Genomic DNA, 13498 nt, shown 5'->3' with positions numbered 1-13498 from the left:
ACGGATCAGGCGGAAACAGGCAACAGGTAGCGCATCACCACGGCGTCTTCGCGCTCCAGGTGAGACACCGGATAGTAACCCTTGCGCAGCCCCACGGCCTCAAAACCGAAACGCAGGTATATCTGCTGCGCGCGGACGTTGCCTTTGCGCACCTCCAGCCAGATGGTGCCGGCGCGCACGCTGGCGGCCCAGCTTTTGAGCTGCTCCAGCAACACCTTGGCCCAGCCCTGGTGCTGGTGGCGCGGGTTGACGGTGATGTTGAGCAGATGCACCTCGTCTACACCCTGCATCACAACAAAGTAGCCCACCAGCTGGGAATCGATCCACAGCAGCTGGATGCCATAGCCCATGGCCATCGAATCGATAAAGTTGCCCCGGGTCCATGGGTGGCTGTAGCACTGGTTCTCGACAGCCAGCAGGGCATCGAGGTGGTCGATCTGCAGCGCAGACCAGTGCAACTGCGGTGCGGGTTGCCGGTCCATCGCCAGGGTGGTGCCCGGCGTCATGCCTGGGGCGCTGCCTGTTCGGGCACGGCCTGCTGGCTCGCCTTGATGGCCTCGCGCTCTGCCGTGGTTTTGGCGACCTTGTCGCGGATATAGAGCGGCAGCGCATCCTGCGCCGCCACTGCATGCCCCTGGGCAAGCAGGGCAGGCGCCAGGTTCAGCAGGGCGCTGGCAGTGGGCATGGCATGCACATGTGGCAGCGCGGGCAGCAGCCGGTCACCATACGGCGCCTGGGCATTGCCCGCCACCGTAAAGCCGCAAATCGCCAGCACATCCTGCGGTGGGCCAACAGTCAACTCGGTCTGCAGCAACCATTGCGCGTCTGCGTAGGCATAGGCGGCGCTGTAGACCTCGTCCATTCGGGCGTCAAGGCATGCCAGCACCTGCGAGCAGCCATGCTGCAGGCGGGCCTCTTCGGCGACCGCCATCAAGGTATCCACCGGTAGCACCGGCACCTGCCGACCCTGGCTGCTGGCGGCAAACGCAAGGCCCTGGCTGATGGCGCAGGCCGTGCGCAGCCCGGTGAACGAGCCCGGGCCCCGGCCAAACACGATGGCATCCAGCTCGGTAAAGGCAAGGCCTGCCTCTGCCATCAGCGCACGCACGGCGGGCAGCAACTGGCTCGACGACTGCGCGCCACCCGCACCGCTGTGCAGCCAACGCTGGCTGCCACGCGCCACGGCGATGGAAAGGGTGTCGGTACTGGTATCGAGGGCAAGCAGATTCATGGGGAGGGAGGCGCCATCAACCGGGGCGCCACAAGGCAGGCCTGCAGGCACAAAGGCAGGCAACGGGGCATTATCGCGGCAAAGCCAAGGCTGCACGCTGGGCTTGGGCATAGCGGATAGACTGCTGCGATGCAACAGAACTGCAGCATAGCCAACTGATAGCCGGAACAATGCAACACCAGGTTCGTACCGAGACACCCCTCCGCTCAACCCTTTCTTTCGCAGACAGCACCAGCAATGGCAGCCGCCCATGGCTGCAATCCATTGCCATTGCCATGATTGCGCTCGGCCAGGTGGCCTGCGCGCAGACCCCTGCCATGCAAGGCGCCGAGCGCACAACGCCTGCGGCAGGGGCAGTGCAGGTGGCGCCCAATCCCTCTCCTGCCGTTCGCGCACCGGTTGCACAGTCTGTGCCTGCAGCTCCCGTGCAGCCTGCCAGCACCATTGCCACGGGCCGTCTGCCTGCTGAGGTCGAGGCCGCGCTACAACGCGGCAAACTGGCACCCGATTCCGTATCGGTGGTGGTGATGGACGCCAGTGGCACCCAGCGCCCCTTGCTGGATGTGCGCAGCGACGTACAGCGCAACCCCGCATCGGTGATGAAACTGGTCACCACCTTTGCCGCGCTGGAGCTGCTGGGCCCCGCCTACACCTGGGATACCTCCGTCAGCACCGATGGCAGCATCGCCAAGGGAGCGTTGAATGGCAACCTCTACATCCAGGGATCGGGCGACCCCAAGCTGGTGATGGAGCGCCTGTGGCTGATGCAACGCCGCCTGCAGGATCGCGGCGTCAAGGTCATCGTGGGCGACGTGGTGCTGGACCGCAGCGCGTTTCAGCTGCCACCCATCGACCCGGCCTACTTTGACAACGAACCCTTCCGCCCCTACAACGCGGTGCCCGATGCCCTGCTGGTCAACTACAAATCGATGACCATGAGCTTCATGCCGGACGCCGCTGCAGGCGTGGCGCGCATCGCCTACGAGCCCGCCATTGCCAACATGAACCTGCCGGCCACTGTGCCGCTGGTGAACACCAAGGGCGGCTGCGGCAACTGGCGCGCCGCGCTCAAGGCCAATTTTGCCGTTGCAGGCCAGATCCAGTTCGCAGGCGGCTACCCCGCAGCCTGCGAGGAAAACAGCTGGTCCGTTGCGCCCGCAGCCCCCGAAAGCTTTGCACCCCGTGTGTTCGAAGGCATGTGGCGCGAGGCCGGTGGCAAGATCACCGGCCAGGTGCGCTTTGGCACTGCGCCGCAGGGCGCCGCGCCGCTGATGCGCTTTGATTCGCCCAGCCTCACCGAGGTGGTGCGCGACATCAACAAATACAGCAACAACGTCATGGCGCAACAGGTCTTCCTCACCCTGGGCAAGCAGCGCGCCGGTGTCGGCACCTTTGAAGGTGGCCGCCAGGCGGTGGCCCAGTGGTGGAGCGAGCGCATGGGCGGCATGAGCCAACCCACGGTGGACAACGGCGCAGGCCTCTCGCGCGATGCGCGCGTTACCGCAGGGGGGCTGGCCAAAATGCTGTCCGTCGCGTGGACCAGCAACGTCATGCCCGAGCTGATGGCCTCCATGCCCATCGTGGGTGTGGATGGCACCATGAAAAAGAGCAAATCGAGCGCCGTAGGCGGCGCCCACCTCAAGACCGGCACCTTGCGCGACGCCTCGGCCATTGCAGGCTACGTCAACGGCGCCAACGGCCGCCGCTGGGTGGTGGTAGCCCTCGCCAACAGCGACAACGCCCCTGCAGCGCGCCCTGCCTGGGATGCACTGATCGACTGGGTGGCGGCGCAGTGAGGGTATGGGTTGGATAGGTGCCAGCGTTATTAACTGAAGTACTTCCAAGCTGTTCGGTTGTATCGAAGCTGTACCGAATGGCCTGGCGTTGTGAGCAGATGGATGAAAACTTAGGGCTAGGCTATTTCTTGGTCGCAAAGCGCAGTGCGTCCTATGATGGATTCCGGCTTCAATAAAGCCCCTGGGGCAACCACGGAGTTTGCTCCTAGGCGACATCCATCACCAACAAGAGCACCGAATTTTGTGGTGTTTACCGCAGAGAGGACACCGTTGACGCGTACGTTTATTCCCGCTTCAGGCCGCTCATTTCGATAATTGCAAATGATGGCACCAGCTTCAATATTTACGCGCTCACCAATAATGGAATCTCCAACGAAGTTGAAATGAGCTAACTTCGAAGCAGCGAATACATAGGAAGACTTTAGCTCACAGCAGGGACCAATGACGCAGTCTTCATCAAGCCAGCATCCACCACGAAGATATGCTCCCGTTGCGATGAAGCTTCGAGCTCCGATAACTAAAGGACCTTTAAGCACTGCACCACTCTCAACAATGGCAGTTCGATGAATTGCAATATCTCCTGCAATATCGAATTCTTCTGTCGCCATATCCATAGCAATTTTCGTCACAATAGTTTCGGATTGGCTCGTCAGTTCCCATGGAAGCCATGAAGCCCATGTCTTAATTGGAGAAGAATTGACACGGGGTAGATAGTCTTGCAAACAAAGCATAGAGGACTTTAAAGAGGACATGCCTTGGCGGGCTCCGATAGCCTGAGCGAGCATCACCCCCCTCATTCGGTGATGGCTGGATGGTTCCATTTTAGGGGTGTATCAAATGTCTGCTTCTGGGCGATCTGCGGTACTGTCAATCCCTTGGGCTTGTACTTTTGCGAGAACGCTCCATGGCCTCGCTTGAAGCCACAAACCCCAGCTTTGCAAAGAATTCGGGTGCTTGCCCGCGCGATGCGCGAAGCACCCAGGTGATGCTGTCGTTGTTTTTCACAATCTCGCTCACCAGGCGTTTGCCGATGCCCTGGCCGCGCCATTCGGGGGCGACGACCACCATGGAGAGGTAGCCGTTGGAGAGGCCGTCGGTGATGGCGCGGGCAAAGCCAATGACCTCGCCTTGTGAGGTGGCGACAGCCACCCGCTGCGAAGCGGCGATCAGGCGCTCCAGGAATAGATGGTTCGGTATGCGGTGCGCCCAGCCATGGGCCGTCAGCAGCTCAAATGTGCCTTCCAGATCTGTGGCGGCAAAGTTGCGGATATGCACGGGGTGGTCTTTCATGGCGTTGCCCGCTTTTCATTGCTTTTCATCGATGCCCAGCATTCTCCACAGCCCCGGATATTCTGATACCGCGCCAAAGTCGGTAACTTCCAGCCTGGCGCGGTAGTGGTGCTCCGGGGATGTGTAGTCGTAGGCGTGTGGGCTGACGTGGTGGTAGGTTTGCTGCAGCCTCTTCACCTGCCAATCATCGGCGTCCAGCCACACGGCAATGGTTGAAGCAGTCTCGGAGGTTTGCAGGTTCAAACGCCGTATGGCGTTGGTATTGCTGGCCGGGGTGAAGCCCAGGTCGATGTCGACCAGCCCGTCAAGGCCGTGATCGGGCTGCGCGTTGATGAGCCATGTTCCGCCGGCATCACGGGCGATGTGCAGGTCAATGTTTCTGGTGCCCACCCAGCCCTGCACGGTTGCTTCCTGGCTGGCCCAGTGGCTGTCGCAGCGCAATTGGTAGTGCAGGTTGGCGGTGCTGGCAATGTTGCTCTGGTGGTGGAATATGGCCGTGCCTTCGATTGTCCAGCCACCCGGGTCTTGGGTGATGCGGCAGGCGTCCAGGCCTTCCTTGTCCAGGCATTTCCAGAGTACGGTGTACATGGGCTCACTCCTGATTCGGATGGTGGCGGCCTCCATGGTGAACGCGCCATTCGTTCGCCGCTTTCAGCATTCCACCTTGGCAAACTCCACTGCCAGATGGTCGATCAGCGCGCGCACGGCGGGCAGCATGCCGCGGCGGCTGGCAAATACGGCGTGCACGGCTTCTTCGCGCGGGCCCCATTCGGGTAGCACGCGCACCAGGGTGCCGGCGGCAATCTGTTCGTGGATCATGATCATGGGCAGCTGCACGACGCCCAGGCCTGCCAGCGCCGCGCCGCGCAGGGCCACCATGTCGGTGGTGATGAGGCGGGGCTGGTGGGCTATGCTGATGGCCTTTTCCTCTGCATGCTGCAGGTGCCAGACGAACTGCTGCTCGGGCGAGCCGAGCCACAGGCTGGGCCAGGTCGAGAGATCCTGCGGCGCGCGCGGCTGGGCCTGGCGTGCCAGCAGGATTGGGCTGGCCACGAGGTGCTGCTTGTGTACGGAGAGCATGCGCACGGACAGTTCGCTGTCTTCGAGCGGCATGGTGCGTACGCGAATGGCTAGGTCCAGCCCTTCGCCGATGACGTCGACGCGGCGGTTGGTGGCATCGAGCTGCACCGTCACATCGGGGTACATCACCATGAAGTCGGTGAGCATCTTGTGCGCCAGCTCATGCAGCAGGGTGATGGGGCAGGAGAGGCGCACCACGCCGCGCGGGGTGGCCTGCACGGCTTCCACGCTGCGCTGGGCCGCATCGGCCTCCACCAGCATGGCCTTGCAGTGCTGGTAGTAGGTCTGGCCGATTTCGGTGACGGCAAATTTGCGGGTGGATCGCAGGAGCAGGCGCACGCCCAGGCGCTCTTCCAGCAGGGCAATGCGGCGGCTGAGCTTGGATTTGGGCATGCCGAGCGCGCGGCCGGCCGGTGCAAAGCCACCGTGGTCCACCACCTGGACAAAGTAATACAGGTCGTTGAGGTCTTGCTGCATGGGCGGTCTCTATATCGTTCTTCAAATAGAACGAATTAGGCCAATTATGCCCTCTAGTGCAAGCAGTGTTCCATCTCCATAATTGCAATACGGCCTCCAGCGCGATGGACTGGCGGGCCATAGAAGGAAACACTCTCATGAAAAACGTTCTGCAGGTTCAAGACGCACCACGCCAGCACTGGGTGGGCGATGGCTTTCCCGTGCGTTCGCTTTTTTCGTACCAGAGCCATGGCAAGGCGCTCAGCCCTTTCCTGCTGCTCGATTTTGCCGGCCCTGCCGAATTCACTCCCGCCACCACGCCGCGCGGCGTGGGCCAGCACCCTCACCGGGGCTTCGAGACGGTGACCATCGTCTATGACGGTGAAGTGGCGCACCGCGACTCGACCGGCCAGGGTGGCGTGATCGGACCCGGCGATGTGCAGTGGATGACGGCGGGCGCTGGCATTCTGCATGAGGAGTTCCACTCGCCCGCCTTCACGGAGAAGGGCGGCCCGCTGCGCATGCTGCAGTTGTGGGTGAACCTGCCAGCCAAGGACAAGAGTGCGCCTGCGGGTTACCAGGGCATTGGCAATGCGCAGATTCCTGCGGTGGCGCTGCCCGGCAATGCGGGGCAGGTGCGGGTGATTGCCGGCAGCTACGCGGGGCAAACGGGCCCGGCCCGCACTTTCACGCCGATGAATGTGTGGGATGTGCGCATCCGCGCCGGGCAGACGGCCACGCTGGAGTTGCCCGATGGCTGGAGCACGGCGCTGGCCATGGTGGAGGGTACCGCGTTGGTCAATGGCGAGCATGTGGCGCGCGAAGCGCAGCTGGTGGTGATGGAGCAATCCGGCACCACGGTCACCATCGAGGCCAACAGCGATGTGGTGCTGCTTTTGATGAGCGGTGAGCCTATCAACGAGCCCATCGTCGGCTATGGCCCGTTTGTGATGAACACGCAGCAGGAGATCGTGCAGGCAGTGAACGATTTCAACAGCGGCAAGTTCGGCAGCATGCGGGCGTGACAGGGTTTTGCCAAAATGGCTGCCAGCGCTTGATGGGTAAGCGCTGACAGCTATCAAAAGCATAGAGCGCGATAGACGCAAAAAAACGGACACCACGGTGTCCGTTTTGCTGTGCGGCACTCTGCCATGCCGGGCTGCCCCGGCGGTGGCATGACCGCCTGTTTGCCAGCTACTTATTAGTGGCTTACCAGTTGGCCTTCATGCGGTCATACACCCAGTCACCAAAGCGGCGGTGCGCTTCGGGCGTGTAGTTGATCTTGTCGGAAAACACGTACTGCGAGATCTTGCCGCTGTCGACCACGGTGTCGATGGTGCACAGCGACGAGTTGATCTGGCCTGCACCAATGCCAATGCCGTTGGTGGCATCCACGGTGGTGCACAGCGGGTCGGTGTTGTTGGTGAAGTTGAAGTTGCCGGGGTTGCCGGTCATCGAGTTGAAGTAGTACTGCACGTCGGAGTACAGCACCTGGGTGCCGTCCAGATCCACCAGGGAGACCTGCATGGTCTGGTTGAACGCGTTGGTGGCGTCTTCCAGCGTCTTGGTGGGCTGGGGGTCGGCGGCCGGGTTGGCAGTATCGAGGCCCTTGGCCCACAGGGTGCGCGAGACGTTGGGGGTGCCAATGGCCAGCACGCGTGGCGCGCCAGCAACATGCAGGCGGCGCACCTGGTCGGCCATCTGCTTGCCTGCGGTCTTCATGTTGGCCAGGTACTGCTCCACGGTGGTGGTGCCAGCCAGCACTTCGTTGTAGCCCGCAATCACATCGCTCATGCCGCCGCTCAGCAGCACAAACTGCTTCTCGGGGAACTTGGGGTTGGCGGCCAGGTAGCTGTCGATCTGCGAGGTGATGGACGGTGCGTTGGTGCCGGTGGCATCGGGCAGTGCCACACGGGCATTGCCTTGGGCGTAGGCGGTGCCGCCGGCGCGTGCTGCCGTCAAGGTCAGGTCATAGCGGTAGGCGATCTCGCGCGTCCAGTTGTTTTGGAGGCCGTCGGTGGTGGTGACGGAGTAGGGCCGACCGTTGGAGTTCTGGCCCAGGTCGGACATTGCGTCGCCGAAGGTGATGATGCTGTCGGGGCGAACACTGTTCGCCGTGGTGCTAGAGCCGCAAGCCGCCAGCAGAGCCACCGAGGCAGCTGCCGCGGCGGTCAACAGGGTACGGTGCATCCAGTTTTCTGCCATGTAGGTTCTCCAAATTTGTAGTGCGTAGTGTAGCGAGGCTGGGGGGGACCACCAAAGCACTGAGGTAAAGAGTGGTAAACCTGTATGGGCACCGCAGGGGCGCAGTCGTACGCTCGGGTTCTAAGAACGTGTTTACGATCTCTACGCAGCCGCGTTGGAGTGCAATCGGGATGAGTTCGAAGCGCTGGGCCGCAGCTTGCACCGGGGTGCAAGCAAGGGCGAGCGCGCAGAAATCGCCCGATTTCGCTCCAACCCAGAGGGACAGTGGCATTGCGGGCGGTCTGCGTTGTTGCAAATCCTCGCAATAGCGGGGCTATTGCTGCGGTATTGCGCCTAGCATCCCCTCCCGCAATGCCACTGTCGCGGCGCGAGGAGATCGTAAACACGTTCTTTCAACCAACAGCAACAGGAGACAGCATGCACGCGCAACGATTTCAAGCTGCCCGCTGGGCGCGGTGGGCTCTGTGGACGGGTGCGGCTGCCGCCGCTGCATTGCTGAGCGCCTGCGGAGGGGGCGGCAGCGATGACGACGACACCCGAGTGACCACCGTGAAGGTGATGGGCGACAGCCTGGCCGACAGCGGCACCTTTGGCTACAAATTCACCGTGCAGGCAGCGCAGGCGGTGGGTGAGGGATCGACCCCGCTGTGGGTCGATCAGGTGGCCACGCAGTACGGCACCAGCCTGTGCGCGCACTACCGTTTCAATGGCAGCAGCTTTGCCGCACAGGCCAATTGCACCAACTATGCCATTGGCGGGGGCCGCATCAACTACCTGCAGTCGGCCAGCTCGCCGCTGTCCATTCCGCAGCAGTTGCGCGATGCGGCGGCGGTGGGCTTCGGCAAGGGAGACTTGCTGCTGATCGACGGCGGTGGCAACGATGCCTCGGATCTGGTGACGGCCTACCTGAGCGCGGCCACCGACCAGGGCGCGGCCTACCAGGCTCTTTTGTCCACCCAGCTTGATGCCGCTACGGTACGAGACTTGATGGGCAAGGGCGCCAGCGGGCTGGCAACGGCTGGCGGCGCCTATCTGCAGGCCCTGGCCAAGAACTGGGCTGCCACCATCCGCAGCCAGACGGTGGACAAGGGTGCGCTGCGAGTGGCGGTGCTCAACATGCCCGATGTCAGCCTGACGCCCAAGCTCCGCGTGGTGTTGCAGGCCGTAGCGGTGCAGCAGGGCGAGGCGGCCGCGCAGCAGCTGCAGGCGCTGATCTCGGGCTGGGTGCGCGCCTTCAACCAGCAGCTCGCCAACAGTCTGGCGGGCGATACCCGTGTGGCCGTGGTCGATTTTTACGCTGCCTTGAACGATCAGGTGAGCCAGCCGCAGAAATACGGCTACACCAATGTGACGACGCCCGCCTGCCCGGCCAGCGGCGCAGATGCCAATGGCCTGCCCCAGTATGACTTGGCAACCTGTACGGCAGCGGGTTTGTCTGCCCGCATTCCTGCAGGCCAGACTTCGGCGGACTGGTGGCAGCGCTATGTGTTTGCCGACAGCTTTCACCCAACGCCACGCGGCCATACGCAGTTGGGTGTCGCCGTCAGCACGCGTCTGGTGCAGGCAGGGTGGTAATTTGCTATAGAAAAAAGAGCTTCTGGCGCTTGTTTAATAAGCGCCAGAAGCCTTTTTTATCAGGAATTGCGTTGTGCGTTGTATCAACCGGCCGCTGCGGCGCGCTGCAGCCGGTCGGCCACGCCTTCCCAGTCGGCCGTCTCGGGCGGTGTCTCGATCCAGATCAGCTTGGCGCCCCAGTCGTCAAAATTGCGCAGCATGCCAAACAGCTCGCGCGCCACGGCCAGCGGTGCCTCTGGCATGCGGCGCAGCAGCAGGTGCGTGTTGCCGGCTTTCAGAGGGCTGCGGTGGTAGATGGCGATGTTCTTGCCATCGGCGCCCAGAATGTCGAGGGCCGATTGCAGCTGCTTGGCATCCATGAGCCGTACCTTGGCATTGGGCGCATAGTGGGCCAAAAGCGTTCCCGATGCACGAGGGGTATGCGCAGGCAGCTCTTCTTTTGAGAGCGGCTGCATGCCGCAGACGCGTGCAATGTCGTCGCGCGTGATGGCGCCGGGGCGCAGCAGCACGGGCACGCCGCGCGTGCAGTCGACGATGGTCGATTCGATGCCGACCTCGCAGGCGCCGCCATCGAGCACCAGAAGGTCGTCGCCGAACTCTTCGGCCACATGGCGGGCGGTAGTGGGGCTGACGCGGCCAAATTTGTTGGCGCTGGGCGCAGAGACACCCCAGACGGGAGGATCGAGCTGCTGGCAGGCCTGCAGCACGGCGTGGGCTACGGGGTGCGATGGGCAGCGCAGGCCTACGCTGTCCTGGCCGCCGGTTGAGGCCTTGGCGGCCTGCGGCAGGCGCGGCAGGATCAGCGTCAGCGGGCCGGGCCAGAAGGCGTCGATCAGCTGCTGGGCAAAAACCGGCACTTCCTTGGCGTAGCGGGTGATGGCGTCGGCGCCCGCCACATGCACGATCAGCGGATGGTTGGCGGGCCGCCCCTTGGCCGTGAAGATCTGCGCAACGGCGGCATCGTTGTCGCTGTCTGCTGCCAGTCCGTAGACCGTTTCAGTGGGCAGGCCGAGCAACCGGCCCGCCTGCAGGGCAGCAGCAGCGGTCTGGACCGAGGTGTCCAGCGTTCCATCCAGAATCACATCAAGTCCTTAAAACGCTTCGATACCCAGGATGGCGGCTGCCTTCAGCGCCGTCTCGCGTGCCTTCTCGGGCGTGGCGGCAGTGATGTTCAGGTGTCCCATCTTGCGCCCGGGCTTGGCATCAACCTTGCCATAGAGGTGCAGGTGGGCGCCGGGTAACTGCAGAATCTCGTCCCAGACTGGCGTTTTGGCCACACCGCCGCTGAACCACAGGTCGCCCAGCAGGTTGAGCATGATGGTGGCGCTGTGCTGGCGCGGCTGCACCAGCGGCAGGTTGGCCATACAGCGTACCTGCAACTCGAACTGCGACACATCCAGCGCATTCTGGCTGTAGTGGCCACTGTTGTGCGGGCGCGGCGCAATTTCGTTGACCACCAGCTGGCCGTTTTCCAGCACGAAGAACTCTACGCAGAGCACGCCCACGTAATCGAGGCCAATTGCTACTGATTTTGCAGCTGCAATTGCTTGTTCGGCTTGCGTGGCGGGTACATTTCCTGCAAAAACCTCGGTCACGGCCAGAATGCCGTCGCGGTGCAGGTTGCGCTGCACGGGCAGGTTGACGATGTCGCCGTTGCGGCTGCGGGCCACGATGACCGAGCATTCGTGCGCCAGCGGCAGCATTTTCTCGAGCACGCAGGCCACGTGCTTCAGTTCGTCCCAGGCGGCCACCAGCTCGGCGCGGGTCTTGACGCGGATCTGGCCCTTGCCGTCATAGCCCATGCGGGCGGTTTTCAGGATACCGGGCAGCAAGGCGTCGTTCACGGCGGCCAGCTGCGCTGCGGTTTCGATCACCGCATAGGGCGCGCAGGGCACGCCGCATTTCACGAAATGGGCCTTTTCTGCCGCGCGGTCCTGCGCAATCGCCACGGCAGAGCCTGCGGGCGATACCGGCAGGCTGGCTGCGAGCTGGTTCAGGGCACCAGCGGGCACATTCTCAAACTCGGTGGTCACGGCGTCGCACAGGCGAGTCAGCTCTGCCAGGCCTTGTGCGTCTTCGTAGCCGGTGCGGATGTGGTGGTGGCTCACCAGGCCCGCGGGGCTGGTTTCGTCCTTGTCCAGCACGGCGGTGAAGTAGCCCATGGCCTGTGCGGTCTGCACGAACATGCGGCCCAACTGGCCGCCGCCCAGCACGCCGAGGGTGGCGCCCGGCAGGATAGGGGCTGTGTCCTTGGTGGCTTGCTTGGAGGTATGGCTCATGCGTTCACCGGCAAGGTCATGTTGCGGGCCGCTTCGGTCTGCTCGGCGCGGAAGGCGTCGAGCTTCTTGCGCAGCGCGGCATCCTCATTGGCCAGCAGGGCCACGGCGAACAATGCCGCGTTGGCGGCACCGGCGTTGCCGATGGCAAATGTGGCCACGGGCACGCCCTTGGGCATTTGCACGATGGAGTGCAGCGAATCGACGCCTTGCAGGTGGCGGCTCGCCACGGGCACGCCCAGCACCGGCACGGTGGTTTTAGCGGCTATCATGCCCGGCAAATGGGCGGCGCCGCCTGCGCCTGCGATGATGGCCTTGAGGCCCCGGTCCGCTGCGCTCTCGGCGAAGCGGAACATATCGTCTGGCATGCGGTGCGCCGAGACCACCTGGGCTTCGAAGGCGATACCGAATTGCTGGAGAATGGCAACTGCGTGCTGCATGGTGTCCCAGTCGCTGCTGGAGCCCATGACCACGCCAACTTGGATGGGTGTCATAGTGTGCGTTGGCGGGTGCCCCAGGCAACAATGCCGGCCCCACGCCAGGGTGGAACCCGCCATTTTACTTTTTGCAGTGAAGCTGCCTGATCAACACGGATTTTTAGCGACATGATCGACGTCACCATTCAGAATTTTGAAGCCGAAGTCATTGCAGCCTCGATGCAGGTGCCAGTGCTGGTGGACTTCTGGGCGCCCTGGTGCGGCCCCTGCAAGACCCTGGGCCCGATCCTGGAAAAGCTCGAAGTCGAGTACGCCGGCCGCTTCAAGCTGGTCAAGATCGATTCCGACCAGGAGCAGCAACTGGCGGGCATGTTCGGTATCCGCTCCATCCCCACCTGCGTGCTGATGATTGCCGGCAAGCCGGTGGATGGCTTCATGGGCGCTCAGCCCGAAGGCAAGCTGCGCGAGTTTCTGGACAAGCACCTGCCTTCAGAGGCGGAAATGGCTGCCGAAGCAGGCGCCGGCGAAGCACAGGCGCTGCTCGACAGCGGCGATGTGCAATCGGCCCTGCAGATGCTGCAGGAAGCGCTGGCTGCCGATCCGGCCAATGACGATGCACGCTTTGACTATGTGCGCCTCCTGATCCAGACCGGCGCGCTCGATGAAGCCGAGGCCCAGCTTGAAGAGCCGCTCAAGCGCATTCAGCATCCGCTGCGCTTCGAGGCGCTCAAGGCCTGGGCCCAGGCCATCCGCTTTGTGCACGAAGACGACCGCGGTGAATGGCCCCTGGAGCAGTTCGACGCGCTGATTACCGCCAACAAGCGTGACTTTGACACCCGCTTTGCCAAGGCGCGGGTGCTGATGGCCGAAGGCCAGTGGATGGCCAGCATGGACGAGCTGCTGGAGATCATCATGCGCGACAAGACCTGGAGCGACCAGGCGGCCCGCAAGCTCTACATTGCCATTCTGGAGCTGCTCACGCCCCCCAAACCCAAGGACGCAGGTGCCGTACCGGGTAAAACCGCAGGCGGCATCGAGCTGACCGGCAAGGCTGGCAAGCAGGAGGACGAGCTGACAGCCATGCTGAGCAGCTACCGCCGCCGCCTGAGCATGGCGCTCAATTGAGCCCTTGCAGGTGCGCCGCCACCGGGC

14 protein-coding genes are annotated in these 13498 nt (G+C 63.1%); 4 read left to right on the top strand and 10 right to left on the bottom strand.

The genetic code is table 11. The annotated features are described in order from the left end of the window. Positions 1-5 precede the first annotated feature (5 nt). Both rimI and tsaB read right to left on the bottom strand, forming a co-directional pair. Positions 6-506 carry a ribosomal protein S18-alanine N-acetyltransferase gene (gene rimI, locus LAD35_RS19165; RefSeq protein WP_224150526.1) on the bottom strand — a complete coding sequence of 167 codons (501 nt, stop codon included), beginning with the start codon at positions 504-506 and terminating at the stop codon, positions 6-8. Further along, the gene (gene tsaB / locus LAD35_RS19160) at positions 503-1231 is read right to left on the bottom strand and encodes a tRNA (adenosine(37)-N6)-threonylcarbamoyltransferase complex dimerization subunit type 1 TsaB (RefSeq protein WP_224150525.1); all 729 of its coding nucleotides are present in this window, start codon (positions 1229-1231) and stop codon (positions 503-505) included. The genes rimI and tsaB overlap by 4 nt, the downstream gene beginning before the upstream one ends. 317 nt (positions 1232-1548) lie before the next feature. Here tsaB and dacB point away from each other — a divergent pair, with 317 nt between their 5' ends. Beyond that, complete coding sequence (gene dacB, locus LAD35_RS19155; protein ID WP_377779264.1) at positions 1549-3027, top strand: D-alanyl-D-alanine carboxypeptidase/D-alanyl-D-alanine endopeptidase; 1479 nt, start codon at positions 1549-1551, stop codon at positions 3025-3027. A 116-nt stretch (positions 3028-3143) separates the two neighbouring features. Here dacB and LAD35_RS19150 read toward each other — a convergent pair whose 3' ends face one another. The 4 genes from LAD35_RS19150 to LAD35_RS19135 form a co-directional block, all read right to left on the bottom strand. Next, positions 3144-3812, bottom strand: a complete 669-nt coding sequence (locus LAD35_RS19150) for an LbetaH domain-containing protein (RefSeq protein WP_224150523.1) — start codon at positions 3810-3812, stop codon at positions 3144-3146. Positions 3813-3894: 82 nt separating this feature from the next. After that, positions 3895-4317 (bottom strand): GNAT family N-acetyltransferase, encoded by a 423-nt coding sequence (locus LAD35_RS19145; protein WP_224150522.1) that lies wholly within the window; start codon positions 4315-4317, stop codon positions 3895-3897. Positions 4318-4332: 15 nt separating this feature from the next. Beyond that, positions 4333-4905 carry a putative glycolipid-binding domain-containing protein gene (locus LAD35_RS19140; RefSeq protein WP_224150521.1) on the bottom strand — a complete coding sequence of 191 codons (573 nt, stop codon included), beginning with the start codon at positions 4903-4905 and terminating at the stop codon, positions 4333-4335. A gap of 63 nt (positions 4906-4968) precedes the next feature. Beyond that, positions 4969-5874 carry a LysR family transcriptional regulator gene (locus tag LAD35_RS19135; RefSeq protein ID WP_224150520.1) on the bottom strand — a complete coding sequence of 302 codons (906 nt, stop codon included), beginning with the start codon at positions 5872-5874 and terminating at the stop codon, positions 4969-4971. Positions 5875-6011: 137 nt separating this feature from the next. Between LAD35_RS19135 and LAD35_RS19130 the strand changes: the two genes are divergently transcribed. Continuing rightward, positions 6012-6878, top strand: a complete 867-nt coding sequence (locus tag LAD35_RS19130; RefSeq protein WP_224150519.1) for a pirin family protein — start codon at positions 6012-6014, stop codon at positions 6876-6878. 184 nt (positions 6879-7062) lie between these two features. Here LAD35_RS19130 and LAD35_RS19125 read toward each other — a convergent pair whose 3' ends face one another. Then, positions 7063-8058, bottom strand: a complete 996-nt coding sequence (locus tag LAD35_RS19125) for an SGNH/GDSL hydrolase family protein (protein WP_224150518.1) — start codon at positions 8056-8058, stop codon at positions 7063-7065. A gap of 417 nt (positions 8059-8475) precedes the next feature. Between LAD35_RS19125 and LAD35_RS19120 the strand changes: the two genes are divergently transcribed. Then, complete coding sequence (locus tag LAD35_RS19120; RefSeq protein WP_224150517.1) at positions 8476-9633, top strand: SGNH/GDSL hydrolase family protein; 1158 nt, start codon at positions 8476-8478, stop codon at positions 9631-9633. 83 nt (positions 9634-9716) lie between these two features. Here the strand turns inward: LAD35_RS19120 and LAD35_RS19115 are convergent, their stop codons facing one another. The 3 genes from LAD35_RS19115 to purE are packed head-to-tail and all read right to left on the bottom strand — an operon-like array spanning position 9717 to position 12403. Next, the gene (locus tag LAD35_RS19115) at positions 9717-10715 is read right to left on the bottom strand and encodes an L-threonylcarbamoyladenylate synthase (RefSeq protein ID WP_224150516.1); all 999 of its coding nucleotides are present in this window, start codon (positions 10713-10715) and stop codon (positions 9717-9719) included. Between the two features lie 9 nt (positions 10716-10724). Continuing rightward, positions 10725-11912, bottom strand: a complete 1188-nt coding sequence (locus LAD35_RS19110) for a 5-(carboxyamino)imidazole ribonucleotide synthase (protein WP_224150515.1) — start codon at positions 11910-11912, stop codon at positions 10725-10727. Further along, the gene (purE, locus tag LAD35_RS19105) at positions 11909-12403 is read right to left on the bottom strand and encodes a 5-(carboxyamino)imidazole ribonucleotide mutase (protein WP_224150514.1); all 495 of its coding nucleotides are present in this window, start codon (positions 12401-12403) and stop codon (positions 11909-11911) included. The genes LAD35_RS19110 and purE overlap by 4 nt, the downstream gene beginning before the upstream one ends. 111 nt (positions 12404-12514) lie before the next feature. On the opposite strand from purE, the gene trxA reads away from it, so the two are divergent. Continuing rightward, entirely contained in the window at positions 12515-13471 is a 957-nt protein-coding gene (trxA, locus tag LAD35_RS19100) for a thioredoxin (RefSeq protein WP_224150513.1), read from the top strand. The last annotated feature ends 27 nt before the right edge of the window (positions 13472-13498 follow it).

Source organism: Comamonas odontotermitis (genome assembly GCF_020080045.1).
Taxonomy (GTDB): Bacteria; Pseudomonadota; Gammaproteobacteria; order Burkholderiales; family Burkholderiaceae_C; genus Comamonas; species Comamonas odontotermitis.
The sequence above is the reverse complement of the archived record's forward strand: the minus strand, read 5'-3'. Positions and strand labels throughout refer to the sequence as shown.